This is a genomic window from Parabacteroides sp. AF21-43, assembly GCF_003635435.1.
Classification (GTDB): Bacteria; Bacteroidota; Bacteroidia; order Bacteroidales; family Tannerellaceae; genus Parabacteroides; species Parabacteroides distasonis.
This window is the reverse complement of sequence record NZ_QTMG01000004.1, coordinates 85,776-109,831: the sequence shown is the minus strand read 5'-3', so window position 1 is coordinate 109,831 and position 24,056 is coordinate 85,776. Positions and strand designations below refer to the sequence as shown.

General features: G+C 40.2%; 19 protein-coding genes. 10 read left to right on the top strand and 9 right to left on the bottom strand.

Annotated features, from left to right (window positions below):
• Positions 1-16 precede the first annotated feature (16 nt).
• Positions 17-844 (bottom strand): DNA damage-inducible protein D, encoded by an 828-nt coding sequence (gene dinD / locus DWX84_RS04705; protein WP_005863734.1) that lies wholly within the window; start codon positions 842-844, stop codon positions 17-19.
• Positions 845-963: 119 nt separating this feature from the next.
• On the opposite strand from dinD, the gene DWX84_RS04700 reads away from it, so the two are divergent.
• Complete coding sequence (locus DWX84_RS04700) at positions 964-1,569, top strand: DUF4294 domain-containing protein (RefSeq protein ID WP_008778681.1); 606 nt, start codon at positions 964-966, stop codon at positions 1,567-1,569.
• On the opposite strand, the gene DWX84_RS04695 is transcribed toward DWX84_RS04700, so the two are convergent.
• Entirely contained in the window at positions 1,561-2,091 is a 531-nt protein-coding gene (locus DWX84_RS04695; protein WP_122377430.1) for an RNA methyltransferase, read from the bottom strand. The genes DWX84_RS04700 and DWX84_RS04695 overlap by 9 nt on opposite strands.
• A gap of 696 nt (positions 2,092-2,787) precedes the next feature.
• Between DWX84_RS04695 and nadA the strand changes: the two genes are divergently transcribed.
• The 4 genes from nadA to DWX84_RS04675 all read left to right on the top strand — a co-directional run bounded on the left by nadA (position 2,788) and on the right by DWX84_RS04675 (position 9,212).
• Entirely contained in the window at positions 2,788-3,774 is a 987-nt protein-coding gene (nadA, locus tag DWX84_RS04690) for a quinolinate synthase NadA (protein WP_008773192.1), read from the top strand.
• A 559-nt stretch (positions 3,775-4,333) separates the two neighbouring features.
• Complete coding sequence (locus DWX84_RS04685; RefSeq protein WP_121960725.1) at positions 4,334-6,754, top strand: TonB-dependent receptor; 2,421 nt, start codon at positions 4,334-4,336, stop codon at positions 6,752-6,754.
• A 20-nt stretch (positions 6,755-6,774) separates the two neighbouring features.
• On the top strand, positions 6,775-8,217 hold the full coding sequence (locus DWX84_RS04680; RefSeq protein ID WP_048926947.1) for an MBOAT family protein: 1,443 nt from the start codon (positions 6,775-6,777) through the stop codon (positions 8,215-8,217).
• Between the two features lie 35 nt (positions 8,218-8,252).
• A complete protein-coding gene (locus DWX84_RS04675; protein ID WP_227154513.1) occupies positions 8,253-9,212 on the top strand; it encodes a hypothetical protein in 960 nt (319 codons plus the stop codon).
• Here DWX84_RS04675 and DWX84_RS04670 read toward each other — a convergent pair.
• From DWX84_RS04670 to DWX84_RS04640, 7 genes are all read right to left on the bottom strand, one after another.
• Complete coding sequence (locus tag DWX84_RS04670; RefSeq protein WP_048926945.1) at positions 9,196-10,248, bottom strand: acyltransferase; 1,053 nt, start codon at positions 10,246-10,248, stop codon at positions 9,196-9,198. The two genes, DWX84_RS04675 and DWX84_RS04670, sit on opposite strands and share 17 nt — an antisense overlap.
• 4 nt (positions 10,249-10,252) lie before the next feature.
• Positions 10,253-12,583, bottom strand: coding sequence for a T9SS type A sorting domain-containing protein (locus DWX84_RS04665; RefSeq protein ID WP_048926944.1), 2,331 nt, complete (start codon positions 12,581-12,583; stop codon positions 10,253-10,255).
• 1 nt (position 12,584) lies between these two features.
• Positions 12,585-13,166, bottom strand: coding sequence for a non-canonical purine NTP diphosphatase (locus tag DWX84_RS04660; RefSeq protein WP_005863752.1), 582 nt, complete (start codon positions 13,164-13,166; stop codon positions 12,585-12,587).
• 87 nt (positions 13,167-13,253) lie between these two features.
• Positions 13,254-14,132: a YitT family protein gene (locus DWX84_RS04655; protein WP_005860386.1), complete on the bottom strand. Its 879-nt coding sequence runs from the start codon at positions 14,130-14,132 to the stop codon at positions 13,254-13,256.
• Positions 14,129-16,969, bottom strand: coding sequence for a leucine--tRNA ligase (gene leuS / locus DWX84_RS04650; RefSeq protein ID WP_122377429.1), 2,841 nt, complete (start codon positions 16,967-16,969; stop codon positions 14,129-14,131). The genes DWX84_RS04655 and leuS overlap by 4 nt, the downstream gene beginning before the upstream one ends.
• Positions 16,970-17,058: 89 nt before the next feature.
• Complete coding sequence (locus DWX84_RS04645; protein ID WP_048926942.1) at positions 17,059-17,616, bottom strand: ORF6N domain-containing protein; 558 nt, start codon at positions 17,614-17,616, stop codon at positions 17,059-17,061.
• Positions 17,617-17,640: 24 nt separating this feature from the next.
• Entirely contained in the window at positions 17,641-18,204 is a 564-nt protein-coding gene (locus DWX84_RS04640; protein ID WP_048926941.1) for an ORF6N domain-containing protein, read from the bottom strand.
• A gap of 406 nt (positions 18,205-18,610) precedes the next feature.
• Here DWX84_RS04640 and DWX84_RS04635 point away from each other — a divergent pair, with 406 nt between their 5' ends.
• The 5 genes from DWX84_RS04635 to DWX84_RS04615 all read left to right on the top strand — a co-directional run bounded on the left by DWX84_RS04635 (position 18,611) and on the right by DWX84_RS04615 (position 24,005).
• Complete coding sequence (locus tag DWX84_RS04635; RefSeq protein ID WP_048926940.1) at positions 18,611-20,320, top strand: lipopolysaccharide assembly protein LapB; 1,710 nt, start codon at positions 18,611-18,613, stop codon at positions 20,318-20,320.
• Between the two features lie 181 nt (positions 20,321-20,501).
• Positions 20,502-20,864 carry a DUF3244 domain-containing protein gene (locus DWX84_RS04630; RefSeq protein WP_048926939.1) on the top strand — a complete coding sequence of 121 codons (363 nt, stop codon included), beginning with the start codon at positions 20,502-20,504 and terminating at the stop codon, positions 20,862-20,864.
• A 20-nt stretch (positions 20,865-20,884) separates the two neighbouring features.
• Complete coding sequence (locus DWX84_RS04625; RefSeq protein WP_048926938.1) at positions 20,885-21,910, top strand: DUF4848 domain-containing protein; 1,026 nt, start codon at positions 20,885-20,887, stop codon at positions 21,908-21,910.
• 12 nt (positions 21,911-21,922) lie between these two features.
• Positions 21,923-22,558: an outer membrane beta-barrel protein gene (locus DWX84_RS04620; protein ID WP_048926937.1), complete on the top strand. Its 636-nt coding sequence runs from the start codon at positions 21,923-21,925 to the stop codon at positions 22,556-22,558.
• A 358-nt stretch (positions 22,559-22,916) separates the two neighbouring features.
• A complete protein-coding gene (locus DWX84_RS04615; protein WP_005863764.1) occupies positions 22,917-24,005 on the top strand; it encodes a hypothetical protein in 1,089 nt (362 codons plus the stop codon).
• The last annotated feature ends 51 nt before the right edge of the window (positions 24,006-24,056 follow it).

Here is a 24,056-nt window from a genome sequence, read left to right as displayed (position 1 = left end):
AGATTTTGTATGGTTTCTACTTATTCTTCAAGTTTTTCTTATTATCCTTATTTATCCTACGCTGTACCTTTTTAATATCCTCATTAGGAGAAAGTTGTTCAGGCTTAATCCCCCTTTGCAATAACATATCACGTACAGCAGTATTGTTATCAATATGTTCTTTTTCAATAGGAGATTGTCCATATAGATCCTTCGCTTGCACATTTACGTTTGTCATTTCAGTCGCTAGGTCTTTAGCTTTTATACTTATAGTCGGTAAAAAATCAGCGATAGGTCTATTCGTGGGGACGTTCATTCTCTTTTTCAACATCTGTGTACTTAAATTGAATAAAGCTTGATCTCCCTTAGAACGAATAATCGCGAATCCTTTATTATCAATACCTCTTTCGTATAAGATTCCGGATAATTGTTTTTCAGTCTGACTTAATTTTTCTCTGGCCTTTAAGCGTTCACAATCCAATAGGCGTTGTTCAATCACCTCGGCCTTACGGGTTTGTACCGCAAAATAAGTCTGAGCGAAAGCTACTTGTGGTTTACGACTATCACCATTTTGTGCGATTAAGTAGCATGCGTAGCGTGTTAATAAGATGTCATTTATTTGTTGCTCAGCACCATGCCCCACAATAATCACTTTCCCGACATCGGGAAAGTGATCCTCTATATTTTCTCCCGCATTCCGGCACGCTTCTTTGGCTTTCACCACTACATTATTGATAAAGTTATCCCATTTGGCATATCCTAATAGAGGTTGTAACTCTCTGGCACTCCAGCATTCTATGCCTTCTACCTCACATGAAATGGATTCGAATTTTCCGAATAGGGCGGTAATTTCTTCTTTCTTCATAGTTAATATATTCTTAAGTTGTTGTCAATTGCGCAAATGTAATGTTTTATATTCATTTAGCAAGTTATTAACAGATAAATGATGCTGAGAGTCACGCAGTATTTATATTTTCGCGGTATATGATACGAAAAGGGATATATTGTATTTTGGCTCTACTCGCTCTCTGTAGCTTTAAAGGGATGGCGCAGGCGGTAAAGACAAATATTGTTCCGGAAGGTTATCAGAAAGCTCAACTGTATGAAGGTGATACAATGGCTGTCGTCAACCTTCGGGAAGTTTTCATATATCCTCAAGTTAAGTTTAAGAATAAGCGTGAACAAGCGAAGTACAATAAGTTGGTACGAGACGTAAAGCGTACTTTGCCCTATGCCAAGATGGTGTATGATACGTTGATAGAGACCTACGAATACATGGAAACCTTACCGAATGACAAGGCCCGCCAAGCCCACTTGAAACGGATGGAGAAAGAGTTGTTCGCCCAATATAAACCGGAACTAAAAAAATTATCCTTCTCGCAAGGTAAGCTACTTATCAAACTGATCGATAGGGAATGTAATCAATCCAGTTACAATTTATTGAAAGCCTATCTAGGAAGTTTCCGTGCGGGCTTTTGGAATTTCTTCGCCGGAATGTTCGGAGCCAGTCTGAAATCGGAATACGACCCGAAAGGTAAAGATGCCATGACCGAACGGGTCGTCGTATTGGTTGAGAATGGTTTAATCTGATAGTTGCTTGAAGAAATCCCAGATCACGATACCGGTAGTAACCGATACGTTCAAGGAATGCTTTGTACCGTATTGAGGTATTTCAATACATATATCACAGTTATCAACCACATTTTGTTGAACGCCTTTTACCTCGTTACCCATGACGATAGCGTATTTCTTTGTTTTGTCTAACTGCAAGTTATCTAACATGACACTACCTTCCGCTTGCTCTACGGCACATACCGTATACCCCTCTTGGCGCAGTTTATCAACAGCCTCCGGGGTATCCTTGAAATATTCCCAATCTACGGTTTCTTCCGCTCCTAAAGCGGTCTTATGGATCTCCGCATTCGGAGGGCAAGCCGTAATACCACAAAGATAAATAGCCTCTACCCGGAAAGCATCGGAGGTACGAAACACGGAACCCACGTTGTTTAGACTTCTAACATGGTCTAAAACAACGATTAAAGGTATCTTCTTACTATCCTTAAAAGCCTCGGGAGTCAGGCGGTTCAATTCGGTTACTTTTAATTTTCGCATAACAAATATCTTTGACCGCAAAAGTAGCGAATATCCGTGGATATGCCGTTGAAAAGCTATTAATAAGTAGTGGACATAAAATGAAAAATATTTCTTGCTTTATTCAAATACTTGTCCATACACCCCCCTTTCTCAAATTAGCAAATGAATAAGCCACTTATTTATTACGCGCTATCAACAGCCCTTATACACCTATTGACAGCCTTGCTGGAGGATCTATTTTTTCACAATCAAGGTTATCAACAATAAACAGCTAAATATTCATAAAGTCTATAACTATAAGAATTACAATCTATAGATAGACATCCATGCTGTTGGTATCCTTTTGATAAACCGTTCACAGACTTTAATAAGTCAATAACCAAAGATTGTAACAAAAATGTATTAACCATTTCAACAGCCTATCATATTCATCATATTTATTTTTAAAATTAAAGATTAATAAGAATATAATATAATGATTGTGGATAACTCTTGATGGTTCACGACAGCTCATCCATCGACAGCAAAGATAAGAATCTTTCTTGTTATTTCTATAAATGAAGAAAGTTTATACCTTTGTGCTTTGTGAACAATAGGTTGATAAACTAGATAAGATGAAGATTATCAGTAATACTTTCTGTGGATAATATTGTTTATATATAGTGAAAAGCCTATTGGGAGCAGTAGAAACAGGAATCATTAATATATAAGGCTATGTTGACAAACCAATCAATCGGGTACATGGATGCGCCCGTTCCTAAGGATTTAGACCTTAAGGAAGCGATCGACAAGTTACGTAAAGAGAAGAATGCGATTATTTTGGCGCATTACTATCAAACAGGCGATATACAAGATATAGCGGACTATGTGGGAGACAGTCTGGCCTTGGCACAATGGGCGGCTAAGACGAAGGCGGATATCATCGTGCTTTGTGGGGTTCACTTTATGGGAGAAACAGCGAAAATCCTCTGCCCGGATAAGAAAGTGCTGGTACCGGACTTGAATGCCGGTTGCTCCTTGGCGGATAGTTGTCCGGCTCCGGAGTTCGCCGAGTTCGTCAAGCAACATCCCGGTCATACGGTAATCTCTTACGTGAATACGACCGCCGCCGTGAAAGCGGTCACGGATGTGGTGGTTACTTCCACGAACGCCCGCCAGATCGTGGAGAGCTTCCCGGAAGGTACACCGATGATTTTCGGTCCGGATCGTAACTTAGGTAATTATATCAATAGCATCACGGGACGTAATATGTTGCTTTGGGATGGCGCTTGCCACGTGCATGAGCAATTCTCATTGGAGAAGATCTTATCTTTGAAGAAACAGTACCCGAACGCGGAAGTGATCACCCATCCGGAATGCAAGCAGCCGGTTATACAGGTCTCAGACTTCGTAGGATCGACCGCGGCTTTGCTGAAGCATACCATTAAGTCCGACGCGAAACAATTCATTGTAGCGACGGAAAGTGGCGTTATTCACGAGATGCGCAAGCAGAGTCCGGATAAGGAATTCATCCCGGCTCCTCCGAACGACAGTACTTGCGCTTGCAACGAATGTAATTTCATGCGCTTGAACACGATGGAGAAGCTATATAATTGCTTGAAGTTCGAGATGCCGGAGATATTCGTGGACGAGGAGGTACAGAAGAAGGCCATCAAACCGATCAAGAAGATGTTGGAGATCTCTGAGAAGCTGGGACTCTGATCCAAACAAATGCGGGATAGGTCTCAACCGATAGGCCGGACTTGAGTGATATAAAAGCTAAGCCCGGTCTATTATATGTAAATAATCAAAATTATGTACAATATCTACAACTATCCTTATAATCATTTGAATTTAAAATATTTATCCTATTGTTGTAGATAGGAAAACATCTACAATAGTAAGTCTTTATCTACCATCATTTCCCGCTTTTAGTAAGTGTCTTTGCCATGCCGTCAAAGGAATTTTCTACACTCTACGTATATAATCAGTCCGTTTTTCTTCCTTTCTTTATATAGATAAAATATTAATATATAAGTATTTGTGGTTTTTTGTGGTATAAAACAAAAGTTTTACACATAGGAAACATTTGTTTTCATAGAAGAAAACTAAAGTTTTGTACTGAAGAAACTTTTGTTTCCCTAGGAAGAAACCATTTGCTTCGCTACTCGAACTCGGACGATCCCGGGAAAGAATATATCAAGAATGATCGCTATTAATTACCGTAACATTCTGAATTTAGTTACTTTTGCGTAGAAATCTAATTGTAATTCTCAATATCATGAAAAAGATAGGACTAATGTTGGCCTTATTATGGGTGATTTGTGCGCTCTCGTGGGCTACTTCTCCGAATGCCCGTATTAAGGGGCAGTTAATAGATGCCTCTACGAATCAAGTGATTAATTATGCGGATATCTTTCTGTTTGCGATGGGAAGTGAAAAACCTTTGCAACAGACTTTTCCGGACGATCAAGGACGTTTCTCGTTTACTAAGGTGGCTCCGGGTAATTATGTGGTCATGGTCCGTCTGATGGGATATGATGTGTTTACAAAGAATGATATCATCTTGGATGCCTCGTCTCCGGTGGATTTAGGTAAGTTGATGATGAGTCCCTTGGAGGTAGGTATCGCCGAAGTGGAGGTAGTGGCTGAGAAACGCCAATTGGTTTATAAGTTGGATAAGAAAGTGGTCGAGGCTTCCTCCAATATGATGGGAGGAGGCGGTTCCGCCGTGGATATATTAGAGAATACGCCTTCCATACGGGTAGACGCGGAAGGCGATGTTACTTTTCGTGGAAGCAGCGGCTTTTTGGTTTACATAGATGGTAAGCCGAGTGTCTTCTCGGGTACACAGGCTTTGGAGCAAGTCCCGGCCGGGCATATAGAGAATATAGAGATTATCACGACGCCCTCCGCCAAGCATGATACGGAAGGCGACGTGGGCATTATCAATATTATCACGAAGAAGCATTCCCAGCGAGGATTGAGCGGGATGGTGAATCTCTCGGGAAGTACGTGGCTTTCCCGCCATGTCGATTTCTTGTTGGCACAGCAACATCAGCGTTCCCGTTGGTACATCGGCGGACAGTGGACGGATCGTATGCGTAAGAGTGATTTCGATCAAGAGAAGAAGACGGTGGTTGGCGATCAAACAACGACTTCGCATTCCGTCGGGCCTCGTACGGGAGACAGTTACCATTATACGCTGAAAGGCGGTTGGAGCCTGAATCTTCCCAAGACAACCATCGCGTTGGATCTGGAGGGCGGCTATGGCGGAAATAAGCGTAAGGGAGAGATGAACTATAAGGAAACCCGTTCGGTAGCGGGCGGCTCTCCGGTGACGGAAGATTATCGAAGCATAGATGATTATGATAATGATGAGAATATAGGTTTGGGAAGTCTGGCGGTACAGCATAAGTTCAACGATAAGGGGCACGAGCTTTCCGGTAGCGCCTATTACAAATATGGCGGTCATGCGTTGGAATATTTCTTTAATGACTTGATGTCTTTGGAAGGGCAACGCCAACAGGGGCACCGTGCTTATGAGGCCGAGCATCGGGAAACGATGCGTATCAATCTGGATTACGCCTTGCCTTTCGGGAAAGGAGGTAAGCTAGAGGCGGGTTACCAATATTATTCTTATCTGGAAGACGGCGATTACAATATGGAATGGTGGGACCCCAAGGGACAAACGTTCTTTTGGCGTGACGATATCTACAACACGTTTTATTTTCAAGAAGGGGTGAATTCTATCTATACGATTCTTTCCCATACGTGGAAGAATTTAGAGGCGCAAGCCGGCGTTCGGGGAGAGCATACGCATACGGTCTTGCGAAGTTCCGTGGAGGGAGCGGATCGTACGAAGAATCGTTTTGAGTTTTTCCCATCGGTGCATTTGGGCTATACGTTCCCGAATGAGCATCGCTTGTTGGCTTCCTATTCCCGTCGTACCACACGTCCGCAGCTTTTCTATATGGAGCCTTATATTACGTATCGCGACTTTTATACGGCCGAGATCGGTAATCCGGATATACGTCCGGAGTACATCAACTCCTTTGAATTGAACTACCGGAAGAATTTCGGGGAAAATACGGTATCCGCTACCGCCTTTCATCGGTATCGGAAAGATAAGATCGAGCGGTTGCGCGTACCTTATTCAGCCGGTGTAACCTTAGACTCGATGTCAAACGTAGGACATGATTATTCAACAGGTATCGAGCTAAGCGTCAGCCTGCATCCGGTACGTTGGTGGAATACCACGGTCAACGGAAACGTTTATCACTATAAGGTGAAGAACGAACAGGCCGCCGGTGGAAATACGACCTCAAGCACCAATTACGATATCCTATGGAATAACCTGTTTAATCTGGGGAAATACACCCGTATCCAATTGGATGGTAGTTTTGTAGGCCCTTCCGTAACGACGCAGGGCCGTACGGACGCTTATTGGTATGCGAACGTAGCCGTTCGCCAGCAACTATGTAACCGAAAACTAACCGCTACCTTAGCTTTCCGGGATATTTTCCGTTCTGCCAAATATATCAGCGATATCCAAACAGCGGATTTACGCTCCCTGACACGTATCAAACCCAAATATCCACAAATCACGTTGACGTTGAGTTGGACATTTAATAGTTTCAAGGCCAAATCCACCCAAGCGAAAGAAGATCGCTCGGAGATGTTCGAGGGTATAAAGCATTAGTATATATCTTCGCGGTTATTATGCTATTTAATTCGATTGAATATTTGATTTATTTGCCAATCGTATTTTTATTGTATTGGCTTGTCTTCGGAAAGCGACTACGACTACAGAATTTATTTGTAGTCGTAGTTAGTTATCTTTTTTACGGGTGGTGGGATTACCGGTTCTTGGCATTGATAGCCCTTACCTCTTTCTGTAGTTGGCTGAGTGGGATAGGAATAGAGGAAGTACGTGCGAGGGCCGGGAAGATACCTCGCTGGTTCGATAAAGGTATCGTGGCTGCGAATGTCATATTTAACTTACTGATACTCTCTTTCTTCAAGTATTACGACTTTTTTGTGGATAGTTTGATAGATGCTTTCTCTTATATAGGGATTTCATTGCACATCTCTACGCTTTCTCTCTTATTACCGGTCGGGATTAGTTTTTATACATTCCAAGCCTTAAGTTATACGATTGACGTGTATAGAGGTAAATTACCGGTAACAAGAGATATCGTTTCCTTTTTCGCATTTGTTAGTTTTTTCCCTCAGTTGGTGGCCGGTCCTATCGAACGGGCTACTAACCTGTTGATACAATTTGAGAGACCTCGCAGCTTCGAGTATAACGACGCTGTAGATGGGATACGACAAATGATGTGGGGGTTTTTCAAAAAAATCCTGATAGCCGATAATTGTGCCTTGGTCGTAGATGACATATTCGGGAACTATGGAAATTACCCGGCTAGTACTTTGCTATTGGGAGCCGTTTTGTTCTCATTCCAGATTTATGGAGATTTTTCCGGATATTCAGATATCGCTATAGGTACAGCCAAGTTGTTTGGGATACAGTTGAGGCAAAATTTCCGGTATCCCTATTTTTCTTTAGATATAGCCGAATTTTGGAGACGTTGGCATATCTCGTTGAATACTTGGTTCGTAGATTATGTATATATTCCCTTGGGAGGTAGCCATAATGGTTTCTTTAGACATATTCGGAATATCTTGATCATATTTTTCTTGAGCGGTCTTTGGCATGGAGCGAACTGGACATTTGTGGCTTGGGGTGTTTACCATGGTTTGCTATGTATAGCATTGTTGATACTAAAGAAATATGTAAAGATAAGGTTGATACCATCAAACGTTGTGTCTATGTTGGTTACATTTGGCTTCGTGGTGATCGGATGGATTCTATTTAGGGCTGAGAATATATCAATGGCATTCGATTATATATATGATCTGTTCTCCTCTTCTTTATTCCGTGTGCCTAAGGTAAGTGGGGCCAATAATGTTTCTGCTTTATTATCGCTTATTTTTATTGCTTGTATGCTGGTGGTCGAATGGATGAACCGGGAACGACCGTTTGGATTTGATATTAAGAAAATACGAAGTATATATATACGATATACTTTATATGCGATCCTCTTATTTTGTATATATTTCTTCGGAAATAACGCTTCTAGCTTTATTTATTTTCAATTCTAGCAAGTATGAAACCAACGCATAAACAAATAAAGAGTATGATAAGATTCCTGTTGTTTCTGGGGATCTTGTTGTTTTTGTTCAATCAGATCACTCCCTATCTCTATCGATTATTGCCTAACGACTACGTACGAACACGACTTATATGGAGTACGTTAAATAATCCGGAAGAGCGTCCGGATCTTGTCATTTTAGGTAATAGCCGCGGTATGAGTGGTGTGAACGGATACAAGTTAGAAGCAGAGTTGCGAGGAAATCCCTGTGTATATAATCTTACCTCTACCGGTCAGAGATTGAGTGAGAGTGCCTTGTATTATTCCTATTTACCATCTTCTGTTCAAGTAGTTGTACAGTGTGTGGATTTAGATCAATTACGTGGCCCGATCGAATTGGATGATCCCAACCGGGTAGCTCTACATATGTATGGATATAAAATGGATGGTTTTACCCGTGAATTACTTCCTGCTTTAGAGAAACCTCTAAGTGAACCGAATTTATACTATAATTATGTGGCTCGAAATTGTTTATTCTCCGGCTTGACTACTTATCTGCGTAATAAGTTGGATGATGATGTTATCCCCGGAATTATAACCTCTGATTTACGTTATCCAAACTCTACGATGTCTGATAGAAATGAATCTGTCTATAAACGGAAAGTAGAAGAACAGAATGAAGAAAATAAATTCGAGGCATATCAAATCACTCCTGAATGGAAAAGGTTAATAGAGCGTTCTTCCGTTTATTTTAGGGATAGGGGTATTATTTATTGTCTGGTTGTCATGCCGTATAACCCGGATATAACAGCTTTTACAGTAGCGGAGAAACAACGAGCTTTGCGAATGTTTACTCAAATGTTTGATTCTATCCTTATCGTCGACTGTATGGATCTATTGGATACGTCGGATTTTTATGACGCTATCCATCCGAACCGGAAAGGAGCGGAGAAGATAACAGATCAGATCATCCGGTCATTGCGTTCTTCTAGGCTTTCTTTTTAGGATGATATAAACAGGGTTTCTCTATGTATTTCCAGGATAACATACCCAATCCGGTGCTAAGGATAGTGGTAAGAGCCAATGTCAATATCAAGCTATACCGATCAAGTCCGTAATGAATGAATATTTGGATGATCGGGAAATGAATCAAGAAAATACCATACGAGAAATTTCCCATCCGGTTGAATACATGTAACCACTTGAATCCGTAAGCTACCGTGATAATGATAGAGGCTAGAGCGATAGGCTCGAAAATACTCAGCAACATATACTCTCTACCCAATAAAAGAAATAGGCTGACAGGGAACAAATATCTCATATATTTTCGAAAAACAGGGAAATAGGCAAGTATGATAATACCGGAACAAAAGTACATCATTTGTCCGGGGAATTGTCTTTTCATGAATTCATAAATAGGGTTGTGTGTCATATCATCTAAATAATTACACGTTGTCGAGTAGATGAAAGATAAGATATAAATAAGAAGTAGGCATACCAATTTATTGTATCTTTTCAGTAACCAATAGATAATGGGTATGGTGATATATAGCATGAATTCAACCTTGATAGTCCATAAAGACCCATTCATCGCTTGTAAAGGATTGGTATCGAATACGCCGGGTAAATCCGGCGATAAAAAGTTAAATGTAAGTAAATTACAGATAAGATAGGTGTATAAGCTAGAAGAGGTGAGGTATTCCCTGCAGGATAAAGAGGTAAGGAATAATCCGATTAAGGCACATAATAAAATAGTCAAGCTGTAGGCGGGCATAATACGTTGAATACGTTTACGGAAAAAAATCCGGGTATTAGGCGTACGTAAGAAGCTAAACATAACAAGAAATCCACTAATAATAAAGAAACCTTTCACTCGAAATCCTCCGCTAACAAACCAAAAAGGATCTGTCTCTGTCAGTGTGCTGAAATGGTTGAACATGACAGAATACGCAAGAAAGAAGCGAATAAAATCAAAATTATTCGCTTCTTTTACTTGATTTATTAATCTGGAGTTGAGTAAAACTTTCTCTGATTGATTCATTGTTCTATTTGACTACAATGATTTTTGTTACGACGCTCTCTGAGGCTTCCTCTGTGGAAGCTAGTACAAGATATACGCCTGTCGCTACACGTGATCCGTTTGCGCTCCGGCAATTCCAGATAGCTTGTCCCCCCAAGGATTTAGTTTGATAAATAATATTTCCGTTTAAATCCGTGATTTTTACATTCGAATTATCCATTAATCCTACAATCGTTACTTTATCCATATGTTCGGGACGTACCGGATTAGGATATGCATAGATCTCCGAGTAATCAGATTTACCTTCCGAAGCTTCTCCTTGATAGGAATTTAGTCCTTTATCGGTACCGATAAAAACCTCACCGGTCTTATCGTTTATCTCTATATCGTATATGTTATCGGAAAGGAGCGGGCTATTGGTCGTATTAAATTGATAAACGATTGTCTCATTATCATTATCTAGAACATAGACGCCATTTCCTTTGGTTCCAATCCATTTTCGATTACCTGCGTCTACTTTTAGGGTCGTGACGACAACGTTATCTAAGAAATAAGCGAGATTGCCAGTTTCCTCATTGGTATATTTTACCCTTGTACAACGTGTAGCGGCTTTATCCTCAGCGGAAGAGATCCTAGGTTTAGTGAAATATACGGCCCCCCGATTCGTACCAACCCAGATATATCCATCCTTATCCTCGGCTACGCATGTATAATTACTAGGAGTCAATTCTTTTCCGTCGGTATCAATAAGTGTAGTAAACTCATACGAGGAAACTTCATCTAAAGACTCGCTATTCGGTATCATTACAAGTTTAGGGGTGTTACGAGGCACATAAATCCATTTATCGTTAGTGGAGGTTATAAGTATATCGTTTATTGTATAAACTCCTCTAAGTTGCTCGATATCCAAACGATGCCATGCTCCTGCTTTGTCAAGAACAAGTACCGCATGGTTAACTTCTGAGCTTGTCATCCACAAATTTCCATTTTTATCAAAGGCCAGTCCATCTATATAACAATAACCGGACCCATAGCCTCCCGCGGTTTCTTTAAAGGCATTCTTTTCATTGTATGACTGGACGGGAGTTCCATTCTTATATTGGATAACGCCATCACCCATGGAAGAGGCGTATACGATCTCATCATTAGAATCGTCGGTCGTTACGGCTATACTTGTATAGTCTCGTGGATTTCTTGGTAAATTGAGTTTCTTTTGGGCTTCTTTAGGATCGATAAAAGACCATTTATCATAATCGTATGTAAGAATATAACCTCCTTTGTCGAAGCGCTTACCATTTAGGAGGTCTTTACCTCCTATGATCATATATACTTTATCATTTTTACAAACAATATCGAATGCGCTATTGCTGTAAGGTCCGTCTAAAATGATAGGTTCATTAAGAGCCTCAAAACTATTTGAGCCTTTCCGTTGGATAGAACGTAGCCCTTTGCTTCCTTCCGCTATCCAATATTTGTCTGTTTGATAGGTACTGATATCATTGATACTTAAGTTTATTTGGTCAAACTTTTGCGTATCGGATACGATGAAAACCCTTGAGTTATCTATACATGCTAATTTTTCGCCTATTACTTTCATGTATTTTAGGGTTGAGCTATTTATTATTAGGGAAAGCTCTCCATTGTTTTCATAGAAGATACCTTGCTGACTGACCAAGTAGAACAAGGTATTCTTGAATGAAGCGATAGCTGAGATCGTATGACTATCGGAAAGGTTTGATAATCCATAGGGCTTCCAGTTTGCCTTATCCAGTAGGTTTTCTTTTAATGAGGCGTATATAATCCCCGAAGATACTTCTGCCTTATTGGTTGTAGAGGCATATATATTGCCATTCTGTATGGCACACGATGTTATATTTAAGGAAAGCTTGTAGGTATCCTTTATTTCCTTTTTGGCCATATTGATCACGACGATACCGAATGCTGTCGATAAATAGGCATATTCATCGTGTACCAATACTGAATTGATTTGTTTGTCTCTTATGGACGTACTGGTCGACAGATAAGGTAGATTTGTCGCCACTCCTCCCTCAAGTATATCTATATTTGAATTATCATAGATAATAAGGAGTGATTTTGTTTGTTTATTATAGCGGATCAAAGAAATCGTATTATCATTTAATCCGTTTCCTTTATAATATTGCTTAATACTATTATCTTCTTTTCCATACGTATAAAGAGATCCTTCCGCTACCACAAATACTTGGTCGTTCGATTCCTCTACGCTGTTTGTGTTATTGTAAGAAAGATACGTTTTCCATCCGGTTGTATTAAAATTCGCGGCTAATACAGTGAATGAAAAGAATGAAAATAGAATGATAGTAAGTATATGTCTCATATTAACAATTGTAATCAGATAAAAATAATGTTAACTTCATGACGGCTTTCGCACGATGGCTGATCTGGTTTTTTGTATCGTTACCCATCTCGGCGAAAGTTTGTGTATAGGTATCAGGCATGAATATAGGATCGTATCCAAATCCGCTATCTCCGCGTTTTTCGGTAGTGATAGAGCCATTTACGATACCGTCGAAGGTATATTCTTTTCCGTCAAGGATTAGAGCTATGACCGTGCGGAAACGTGCTTTTCTGTTTTCTTTATGATTCATTTCGGACAACAGCTTGTTCATATTAGCTTCCGAGTCGTGCTCTGTTCCTGCGTAACGAGCCGAATAGACTCCCGGAGCATTATTTAATACCTCGACTTCTAATCCCGTGTCGTCAGCGAAACAATCATATCCGAATTTCTCTTTGATATAGCGGGCTTTTAGCAAAGCATTTCCCTCTAAGGTATCTGCCGTCTCGGGGATATCGTCATGGCAATCGATATCGGATAAACTTATGATTTCCGCGTATCCGGCGGTTATCTTGCGGACCTCGTCCAGTTTGTGTTGATTATTTGTCGCGAATACAAGTTTCATATTTCGTAATCTATTAAATAAGAAAGCATTTCTATACGGTAGATATATAACGTATGGAAATGCTTTAAATTGTTTGTATATTCTTTTTTAAGTCTTTATCTGATCGAACCCCTCACCATATACCCCTCGGACAATGCTTTGGGAGATGAACGCTTGGTGGTCTATCCGTTTCACGATCCGGAAGATGGAGACGGATTCGGATTTCTTGGCGAGTAGTACGACTACCTTGACGGGTTTGCGGGAATAACCGCCCTCGCCGTCCAGTATCGTGCAGCCACGGCCTAAGTCATGGATGATGCGATCCGCTATCTCGTCGTACTTCTGGGAGAAGATGAGGAATTGTACGGATTGGCGGTTACCGTTCAATACCATGTCGAGAACGTAATTGCTTATGACCATCTCCACGAAACCGAAAACGATCTTGTCCACGTTATGGAACAGGAAGAAAGAGGAACTGATGATGAAGAAATCGCAAAACAGAAGGATACGTCCGATCGATATATTCTTATATTTATTGATTACCGCACCGATAATATCCGTACCTCCGGTACTACCGTTGGCCGAGAATACCAGTCCTAGTCCGGCACCACACATAAACGCTCCGATTATGATAGCCATAAACGGCTGGTCGTGCAGTATAGGTTGTCCTTTCAGCAGCCACTCGAAGAGAGAGAGAGAAGCCGAGAGTGAGAAAACTCCGAAAATAGTTTTTATCAAGAATTTTAGACCAAGGATCTTTAAGGCTACCACCAACAAGGCTACGTTGATGACAAAATAAGATACGGATACCGGGATCAATCCATTGGAGGCAAAGAAGATCAACGCACAGATACCACTTACCCCACCTGTCACGATTTCGTTGGAAAGGATAAAGGCGTTGAATCCGAATCCGTATAATAGAGTTCCGAACAGGATCATTAGATAATCCTGTACGGAAAAATAGATTTTTGTGAGTTTTAAGTTCATCCCACTACGATATTAACGATTTTGCCGGGAACGACAATTACCTTCTTAACGGTCTTGCCTTCCATCCACTTCGCTGAGTTCTCATGGCTCAAGGCCGCCTTCTCAGCGTCTTCACGGGAGATATCTGCCGGAAGTTCGAGGTTGAAACGGGCTTTACCATTGAATGAGATGACGTAGGTAACTGATTTTTCTACCAGATACTCTTCGTTATGTTCCGGCCACTGGGCATCGCAGATGGTCGTATCATGTCCTAATTGATGCCATAGCTCTTCCGTGATGTGGGGAGCGAACGGAGCCAATAAGGTGATCAGCGGCTCCAAGATGGCGCGCTTGCTGCATTTTAAGCTCGTTAACTCGTTCACGCAAATCATGAAGGCGCTAATGGACGTGTTGTATGAGAAATGCTCGATGTCGAACGTTACTTTCTTGATCAGCTTATGCAAGGATTTCAATTCGTCGGCCATAGGCTCGGCATCGGTAACTTGTAGGGTATCCGTATTGCCGAAGAACAAGCCCCAAAGCTTCTTTAAGAAACGGTGTACGCCGTCGATACCGTTCGTATCCCAAGGCTTGGATTGCTCCAGCGGGCCTAGGAACATCTCGTACAAACGTAGGGTATCGGCACCATATTTCTCAACGATCATATCCGGGTTCACTACGTTGAACATGGATTTGGACATCTTCTCGACTGCCCATCCGCAGATATATTTACCATCTTCCAATACGAACTCCGCGTCGTTGTATTCCGGACGCCAGTTCTTGAAAGCCTCTATATCCAACAGATCGTTAGATACGATATTTACGTCTACATGGATAGGGGTGACCTCGTATTGGTCTTTCAAGTTCAAGGAAACGAATTTATTGGTTCCGTTGATGCGGTACACGAAGTTCGAGCGTCCTTGGATCATACCTTGGTTGATCAATTTCTTGAACGGCTCTTCCTCGCAAACGATACCCAAGTCGAACAAGAACTTATTCCAGAAACGGCTGTAAATCAAGTGGCCGGTAGCGTGTTCCGTACCACCGATATATAAATCCACGTTTCTCCAATATTCATCCACGTCTTTAGCTACCAAGGCTTTATCATTACGCGGGTCCATATAGCGCAAATAATAAGCGGAAGAACCGGCGAAGCCCGGCATCGTACAAAGCTCCAGCGGGAAGATCGTCTGGTTATCGATCTTCGATACCTCGGTGACTTTTTGGTTTACCGTGTCCCAAGCCCATTTAACGGCGTGTCCTAATGGAGGCTCGCCCGTCTCGGTAGGCAAGAATTTATCTACTTCCGGCAGCAACAAGGGCAGACATTCTTCCGGCAACATCTGAGGCATACCATCGGCGTCGTAATATACCGGGAACGGTTCGCCCCAATAACGCTGGCGGCTGAAAATAGCGTCGCGCAAGCGGTAGTTTATCTTCACACGTCCCAAATCGTGATCTTTTACGTATTTCTTGGTAGCGGCTATCGCTTCCTTGATCGTCAGTCCGTTCAAGGAAAGATCGCAATAAGGAGTAACGCCGGCTCTCGGAGAATTGCATACGATACCTTCCTTGGCATCGAAACTTTCCTCGCTTACGTCGCAACCTTCCACCAAGGGGCGGATTTCCAGTCCGAAATGCTTCGCGAAAGCGTAGTCGCGGCTATCGTGCGCCGGAACCGCCATAATTGCTCCCGTACCGTAGCCGGCCAATACATAGTCGCTGATCCAGATGGGAACTGCCTCGCCCGTAAACGGGTTAATAGCGTAGGAACCACTGAATACACCGGTTACCTGACGGTCGGCGATGCGCTCGCGCTCGGTACGTTTCTTGGTACGATCTAGGTAAGCGTCTACTTCCGCTTTTTGGTCTGCCGTAGTTAATTGTTGAACCAATTCGCTTTCCGGAGCTAATACCATGAAGGTAACACCAAACATCGTATCGGCACGGGTCGTAAAGATCGTGAATTCCTTGTCGCTGTCTTTTACCTTGAAGCGAACCTCGGCACCTTCGCTGCGTCCGATCCAGTTCTTTTGGGTCTCTTTCAAGGAATCCGTCCAGTCGATCGTATCCAACCCGTCCAACAGGCGTTGCGCGTAAGCGGATACACGTAAGCACCATTGGCGCATGATCTTTTGTTCCACCGGATAGCCTCCACGCTCGGAGACACCGTTCACGACCTCATCATTCGCTAATACGGTACCCAAGGCGGCACACCAGTTCACCATGGTCTCTCCACGATAAGCGATCCGGTAGTTGAGTAATATCTCTTGTTTTTCTTTATCGCTCTTGGCTTTCCATTCCTCGGCGGTGAAACTAAGTTCCTCTCCGCAAGCTACGTTCAGACCTTCCGTTCCACTGGTCTCGAAAGCCTGTATCAACTCGCTGATCGGGCGGGCTTGCTTCTCGTCGTTGCAGTAGTAGCTGTTGAACATCCGGATGAAGGCCCATTGCGTCCATTTGTAATATTCGGGATCACAGGTACGGATCTCACGGCTCCAATCGTAGCAGAAACCGATCTTTTCCAATTGCTCCCGATAACGGGCTATATTATTCTTTGTCGTGATCTCCGGATGTTGTCCGGTCTGGATGGCGTATTGCTCCGCAGGCAATCCGTAAGCGTCGTAACCCATCGGGTGCAATACGTTAAAACCTTGCAAACGTTTGAAACGCGAATAAATATCAGAAGCTATATAACCGAGCGGGTGGCCAACGTGTAATCCCGCACCGGAAGGATAGGGGAACATGTCCAATACATAGTATTTAGGCTTATTCGTGTCTTTTTCGACTTTATAAACCTTTTCGGCAATCCAGTAGTCGTGCCACTTCTTCTCAATCTCTCTGAAATTGTACTCCATGATCGTTTATCGTTTTTGTATCGTTTTCTATTTAAGGCCACAAAGTTAGTGAATTTATTTATTTTATATGAGTTATTTACATGAACTGTTTATTTCACGTACCCAATCCGGGGGCGAGATTGATTCTCGGTTCTTTTCGCTTGTAACTCAGCGAGTGACAGATTGATTAGCTCAAGTTGCGTACGGGTATCTTCGTTGATGTCGTTGTAATCGGCAAATGCTTCTTCGATATACGCTTTGAGTTCCTTTACTTCTTGTTGGAGTTCAAGCAAAGGGGAGGAAGAACTTATTATTTGTCGTATGCCGACGAAAGCACGCATGATAGAGATATTGACTTTAATGGCTGTATCGGATCTGAGTACAGAAGAAAGCATTGCTATACCTTGCTCCGTGAAAGCGAATGGAGCATATTGGTTACCTCCTTTCTTTGAGATGCCAATTTGGCATACCATATTGTTTTTCAGGTTGTTAAATTCTTGAATTGTTAATGTGAACATAAAATCATCAGGAAAGCGTTCTATATTACGTCTGACCGCACGTTTCAGTTGGGCGGTTTCCGTTCCATACATTTCCGCCAGATCAAAATCCAGCATGACTTTTAGCCCTCTGATCTCATAAATCTTGTTTTGTATCGCTTGTAATTCCATAGTATAAGAACTTATTAATTTACTTTATTTGATATAACCAATTTTAGGCCTTTTAGCATTGTTCTTTTTCTTTGTAGCCAGTTCGGAAAGAGCTATGTAAATATCATCCAAAGACTTTTGGGTGTCTTCACTGAGATCATTGATAGCGCAAAGCGTTTCCTCATTAGCCATTTCAAGAGATTTGATACGTTCTTGTAGTTCTTTAATTTCGATGGAACTAGTGATAGTTTGTAAGGTATAATTCCGGATAGCGACAAAGGCTCTCATAATGTTTCTGTTGATTTCTATGGCAGTTTTAGAATTTAGCACACTACTAAGCATAGCCACCCCTAATTCCGTGAAAGCAAAAGGCTTATATTTGAAATTACTACCTCTTCCTTTGTTCAAGATACCAAATTGGCATCTTGAAAGTTCCTCCTTGGTTAACTCAAACATGAAATCATCTCCTTCAAAGCGTTCTATATTACGTCTGACCGCACGTTTCAGTTGGGCGGTTTCCGTTCCATACATTTCCGCCAGATCAAAATCCAGCATGACTTTTTGCCCTCTGATCTCATAAATCTTGTTTTGTATCGTTTGTAATTCCATAGTAAAGATTTTAGTTTAATATTATGGTCGCAAAGGTTTGTAAAATAATTGAGATAAGCAATAAGCTAGTTGGATATTTATGATTGGTTGCATTTGTAAGTTGTACAATGAATTATTGCTGATCCGGCTTATTGTCTATTTTTTATGTGTTCTTATTTTCCTTATAAGATTTCCGGGAAAAACACGTACGTGATTTATGAAAAACACGTACGACTTTTTGGAAAAACATGTACGTGTTTTCCGGAAAACATGATGATGTTTTTATATCACTGATATTCATGTATATATAACTTGATACCTTTGCATGGACTTATTGTGTGTTTTTTCTTCTTGTATTTGTTATTTTGTTGTTCTATCGTTTGTTTATGAATTAAAAATATTTAATTTTGCTTATCTATAATAAAGGATGAAGTCATTTATATATATACTATTAACTTCCTTGACTTTCCTTGTGGTAGGATGCCAAAATGAATCTGAGGAAATCCGTTTGATCAATCAGGCGGAACGCCTGTTTGATGCCTATCCGGATAGCGTAATCACTACATTGGATTCCATTCCGCTCCCGGAAGAGATGAGTCCCCGTCTGATAGCCCGTTGGTGTATGTTATACGCACGTGCCGCCGATAAAATAGAGGACGAGATGCCTTATACGAACCAGCTTGAGATCGCCTTGAAATACTATCAAAAGAAAAAGATGCGGGAAGAGGAGGCTGAGATCGGCCTTTATCTGGGGCGTTCGTATGTGGAGGATAAGGAGTACGAGAAGGCAATGAGGGCTTACTCCGATGCGCTGGAGGTTGCGTTGGCGATTAAGAACTATAATCGTGCCGGGTATATTTGTAGTTATATGGGGGATTTGTATGAACTGGATGATCGTTATGTGTTAGCTGCAAAAAAATATAAGGAGAGCGGACGGTATTTTCGATTGGCCGGTAATATGAAAAGCTATGTGCGTTCGTTTGTGAATGAGGGAAGGAGTTATATGGATGTTGATTCTAATTATTTAGCTTTAACTATATTGAAGCGAGCAGAAGTGATAATAGATTCCTTGAGAGTAGATGAGGTTAGAAATTATGTATACAATGGTCTAGGTAATATATTTAATGTTTTGGAAAAATATGATTTAGCTGAAAAATATTTATTGAAGAGCATAAAAGAGGATTCGAGTGATACTGCTTCGGATTATTTGACCTTATCAGATCTTGAGCAAAAGCGTGGAAATTTAGAACAAGCGGAAAATTATCTTCAAAAGGCTAATAGTGTATCCATAGATAATGATTTTGTACCGGCTACTATTGCTTATCATTATTATAAAATAAATAAAGAAAGAGATGATTATAAAAGAGCTTTGTCTTTTTATGAAGAATATGTAGCAGCAGAGGATTCCCTTATGAATATAAGTAAATCTGTCGATATATATGATACAGAACAAAAATATGAACATTTGAAATTGCATAATGAAAATATAAGATTACTATTAAAGGGGCAAAGGAATTATACTTTTATATTGATATTGTTATTTTTATGTGCTTTACTCATTATTGTCTATTTAGCTACGATAAGAAGAAAGAATCGTTCACTTTTAAAACAACAAGAAAAAATTAATACTTTGAATCAAAGCATATATCAATTATATGCAGAACTTCGGAGAAAGAGTGATGAACTAATCCAATTGCAAAATACTCAGCATTCTTCGGTGAAAATGCAAGTGGAATATGAAAATGTAAAGAAAGAGGTAGATAGCTTGAGATCTCGATTATTCGAATTAAGAGAATCTAAAATTCTCAATAGTAATTTAGCTAAAAAAATAAAGAAAATATCTCAAACTGTGCAGCCTAATCATTCTGAAGCACCCGTTTCCGAAAAAATGTGGATTGATATTGAAGTTTTGATGATGGAAGTTTACCCTAGTGTTATAAAGGTACTGAAGGATGCAGGCTTGTCACCATCGGAGATGCATCTTTGTTTCCTTACATTATTTAAACTTGATTCAACAGCTATATCTATCCTTTTAAATATTATTCCTACTTCCGTCGATCGTACACGTTTGCGAGTACGAAAGAAATTAAATTGGGAAGGTAAACAAGGATTGTATGAATCTCTTGTTAATATTTAGTATGTAATAAACCTTCATTTAAGGGGCTCTACGATTGTTTGTCTATGTATTTGTTTTTATAGTATTTGATTGTCAAGTGTTTACGTTTTTTTCTTTGTCTATGTGGATTACATAATTTAACCCCTTTAGATCATATATAATCTCTAGATTTGCAACCGAAACATAACAAAAAAGAGAGATTATGAAAAATGTAAAATGGCTACTAGCAGTGTTGTTTATTTTTTCAATTTGTATTCCATCTTTTGCAGGTCATGTGCCTTTACATGGTCATCTTAAGAAAAAACAGCGATCTGTAAATTTGGATGTACCTATAAAAGCAGACATAGATGAAACCTCAAAAGTTTTATCCTTGGAGTTTTTGGAATATGTAGGAGAGGTACGAGTATCTGTTGCGGATGCGAATGGAAATATCGTTTATGAGGAGATAGTGGATACACAAGATGTTTCTTCTAGTATTATCTCATTAGATGAATGTACTTCTGGATCTTATGGACTTTATATATCAGATTCAGAAAACTACGCAGAAGGTCTTTTTAATTTATAAATAATTTAAATTTTAGATGTATGGACAAAAAGACAGTGCTTTTAGCATCTGCATGTACTTTATTAATGATGTCATGTAGTAATGATGCGGAGTTGATTAAGGTTGCTGAAACGACAGGATTACAAACGAAGGCTTTTGTTGGTGAAGCAGATTTCCAAATTGTAGATTATGCGGGAGATAAATGTATTCAGTTCAAGAATGATTCCGTATTTAATGCGATGCTTTGGGAGATGAATGATATGTCAGAAGAAGAGATAAATAATATTTTCTCGGGAGCTGGTTTCGTAAGTCAATGGCAACTTATGCAAGAAGCAGATCAAGAACAGGAGCTTATTGTAGACAATTATGAGAAAGATCTTAGCCAACCTTGGCCTGCTCATCAAATTAAAGAATTCAAACAAAAATATGATGATGTTTTCATGTTTGAACCTTATGATTCTACAGATTTTATTGCGCATTATAAATTAAAAGGTTCCACGTATAGTCCTTTTGTAAATAGGCAAGGATTGTTTTTAATTGGAGATAGTGTTGTATATACTGCTGTATATGAATCTTTAGAGGAATATTTTGGATTAGGAATATCATTGTATGGTAGTAATGGAGCCACAACTGAATCTGATATGAATTGTGCTGAAATTAAATATCAAATACCTGGTGGTGATTATGTAAAAGCAAGAGCAATTCCTAAATTTACAGGTTCTCGGATGATATCTAATCAAGAATATCGGGTAGTAAGTTGTGAAATACTTAGTCAGAAAAAAAAGGTGATGTGGAAAAAACACCATGCAGATGTGTATTTAGATTATAGAGTGAAAGGATCTGGTGTAGGTTTTGGTGTTACAAATCCTAACAATGGGCAATTTTTGAGTTGTAATGATCAACCACTTAAACTAAAATATGCAGCTTATGGTAAAAATACAATTGATTTAGGTATTTGTGGTAAAAATGCCTATTCACCTCTTTGGATACTTAATGGAACTTTGGAAATTCAAGCCGATGACATTCCATTTAAGGGTTATTCGTCAATACTACTGAGAGAAGGATAAATATTTAATACGATGAAAAAAGTTTTATTTTTATTATTGTTAATAACAACTTCAGCTTTCGCTCAAGTAGAGCATGGGTTATTAGTAGGTGCTGGTGTTGGATTCCCTTTGCAGGACGGTTGGAAGGAGACTACTTGGGGGGATAAATCGAATTTGGATTATCGGAACGATTATAAATTGAATAGTATGATCGGTTATCGCTTCCGATTCCTTCCGGAACAGAAATTCTTCTATGACTTGGATATGACGATGGGATTCCAAAAAATGGAAACTGTCAAGTCTTCTCGTTATCTTTCTTACGAAGGTATGGAAGGTGGTTCACATATATTCAAAGGTGGTACTGAGACGATTGATGAATTTGTCATGCCTATCTCCGTAGCCGCTAGTTGGAATTGGCGTTTTGCCAAGAAATTCCATTTGGGTGCCGGTATCGCTCCTACGCTTTATGTACAACCACAAGCCGTGTTTGATCTGTCCGTGATGGCGAAGGTGGGATATCGTTTAAGCAAGCATTGTGAGTTCGGCCTTTCTTATCAATATGGCTGTTTCAATACCTTGAAGCATTTCAATAACGGACCGGCTAATGGCCGTCGTGGACATCTTTCGGATTTGATGCTCTCTGTATATGTTCCTTTTGTTTTGAAATGATGGAATAATAAAATATAGAAACACATAATGTTTTATTTAGAACCAAAACAAAGATGAATAACTGCCTATAAGAAAAGAGTACGTGAAAAAGAGCCATGTGTAGAGAGATAATTCTATGCATGGCTTTTGCTTGTATATGATGTATAAATTTTGAATAATTATTGAGGCCTTTTTGCATTTTTTGTTTGCGATATTGTCTCTTTCGTGATTAAGAACTATCTTTGACAAACTATTCAATATAAGGCTAATGCCAAAAAAAATGAAAGCTTTAGGTATTGACTCTGGAATAATTTGGTAAGTCACGGGCCTTGAACCGGGGGAATAGGATTGAAAGTAGAATATTATAATAGTTAGGGATATGCGTATTGTTGCCTTTTTTAGTGCTATTGCCGTAATTATTCTGCTATTGGCAGGATGTGGACATGAGAAATCAAATAATTCTCAAGTTGTTAATTTAGTTCAACTTGGTGGAGTGGAGTATCCGGAAATACCGAAGTCGAATATCATTCAGCTAGAGAAATCTGATTTCCCGAAAGGGGAGATCCGTTCTATTGAGCGGATACCGATTGACTTGGAGATCGAGCTTCGGGAAGTGAATATATTGGCTAAAGGCAACTACCTCATCGTTAAACACCTTGAGTGGCGGGAGGGAGCCTATCTTTTGCATGTACTCTCTTTGCCCGATTATAAAACGGTTGCTCAATTAGCCCCTTTTGGCGAGGGACCGGATGAGTTCAATGATATACGCATGATACCCACGGAAGAGACCGATAAGCTTTGCTACGTCTGGAACATACGTAATAATCGGATCTTTAGCTTGTCCACTACCCTTAAACTAGAGGAGTATGATCAATTGGCTGAAATCCCTGAAAATAAGATAGTCCCTGATAAGCCTTTATATATGGGAGATGGCAAGATGCAGGTTAGTCTAGGTTCAAATGATGGAATGGGAATAGGATTGGTAAGCTTGAATGATACTATAGTGAAGGGAACCGTACCTTTCCTGTTCGCTGAAGGAGCAGGTTGGTTTTTCTATATCGGAAATTTGGCGCATAGCTTTTCAAGAAAACGAGAAGCATTTGCGTTTACCTTTCATGACCGGATCGTTTTCTTTGACTTTGATGGTAACCATGTGAAGATGTGCCGATTTGGAGATAAAACCTTACAAACTACCTCTTCGCCGGATAATCCTCTCTATTATTACAGTTGTTTCGCGAGTGACAAGTATGTCTATGCCGTTTACCGGGAATCAAAGAAAGATACGGATGAAACGAATCCCTTGTATCTGGAGCAATTTGATTGGGATGGGAATCCGGTAGCTCGTTATTCGTTACCCAAAGGAAGAGGCCTATACACTGGATGTGCGACAGAAGATAATTCGATAATCTATATGGTAGATTATTATGAGGACAATTTCCTGCATAAGATTGTTTTGAGCAAAGACTAATAAATTCTAGTGCTTTTCCCGTGATTTTTGTAGATTTGCGATTCTTTTGAT

Bases quoted from the DNA above. Each gene is read 5' to 3' on its own strand.
- dinD (WP_005863734.1), bottom strand. From the start codon at position 844: ATGAAGAAAGAAGAAATTACCGCCCTATTCGGAAAATTCGAATCCATT.
- DWX84_RS04700 (WP_008778681.1), top strand. From the start codon at position 964: ATGATACGAAAAGGGATATATTGTATTTTGGCTCTACTCGCTCTCTGT.
- DWX84_RS04695 (WP_122377430.1), bottom strand. From the start codon at position 2,091: ATGCGAAAATTAAAAGTAACCGAATTGAACCGCCTGACTCCCGAGGCT.
- nadA (WP_008773192.1), top strand. From the start codon at position 2,788: ATGTTGACAAACCAATCAATCGGGTACATGGATGCGCCCGTTCCTAAG.
- DWX84_RS04685 (WP_121960725.1), top strand. From the start codon at position 4,334: ATGAAAAAGATAGGACTAATGTTGGCCTTATTATGGGTGATTTGTGCG.
- DWX84_RS04680 (WP_048926947.1), top strand. From the start codon at position 6,775: ATGCTATTTAATTCGATTGAATATTTGATTTATTTGCCAATCGTATTT.
- DWX84_RS04675 (WP_227154513.1), top strand. From the start codon at position 8,253: ATGATAAGATTCCTGTTGTTTCTGGGGATCTTGTTGTTTTTGTTCAAT.
- DWX84_RS04670 (WP_048926945.1), bottom strand. From the start codon at position 10,248: ATGAATCAATCAGAGAAAGTTTTACTCAACTCCAGATTAATAAATCAA.
- DWX84_RS04665 (WP_048926944.1), bottom strand. From the start codon at position 12,583: ATGAGACATATACTTACTATCATTCTATTTTCATTCTTTTCATTCACT.
- DWX84_RS04660 (WP_005863752.1), bottom strand. From the start codon at position 13,166: ATGAAACTTGTATTCGCGACAAATAATCAACACAAACTGGACGAGGTC.
- DWX84_RS04655 (WP_005860386.1), bottom strand. From the start codon at position 14,132: ATGAACTTAAAACTCACAAAAATCTATTTTTCCGTACAGGATTATCTA.
- leuS (WP_122377429.1), bottom strand. From the start codon at position 16,969: ATGGAGTACAATTTCAGAGAGATTGAGAAGAAGTGGCACGACTACTGG.
- DWX84_RS04645 (WP_048926942.1), bottom strand. From the start codon at position 17,616: ATGGAATTACAAGCGATACAAAACAAGATTTATGAGATCAGAGGGCTA.
- DWX84_RS04640 (WP_048926941.1), bottom strand. From the start codon at position 18,204: ATGGAATTACAAACGATACAAAACAAGATTTATGAGATCAGAGGGCAA.
- DWX84_RS04635 (WP_048926940.1), top strand. From the start codon at position 18,611: ATGAAGTCATTTATATATATACTATTAACTTCCTTGACTTTCCTTGTG.
- DWX84_RS04630 (WP_048926939.1), top strand. From the start codon at position 20,502: ATGAAAAATGTAAAATGGCTACTAGCAGTGTTGTTTATTTTTTCAATT.
- DWX84_RS04625 (WP_048926938.1), top strand. From the start codon at position 20,885: ATGGACAAAAAGACAGTGCTTTTAGCATCTGCATGTACTTTATTAATG.
- DWX84_RS04620 (WP_048926937.1), top strand. From the start codon at position 21,923: ATGAAAAAAGTTTTATTTTTATTATTGTTAATAACAACTTCAGCTTTC.
- DWX84_RS04615 (WP_005863764.1), top strand. From the start codon at position 22,917: ATGCGTATTGTTGCCTTTTTTAGTGCTATTGCCGTAATTATTCTGCTA.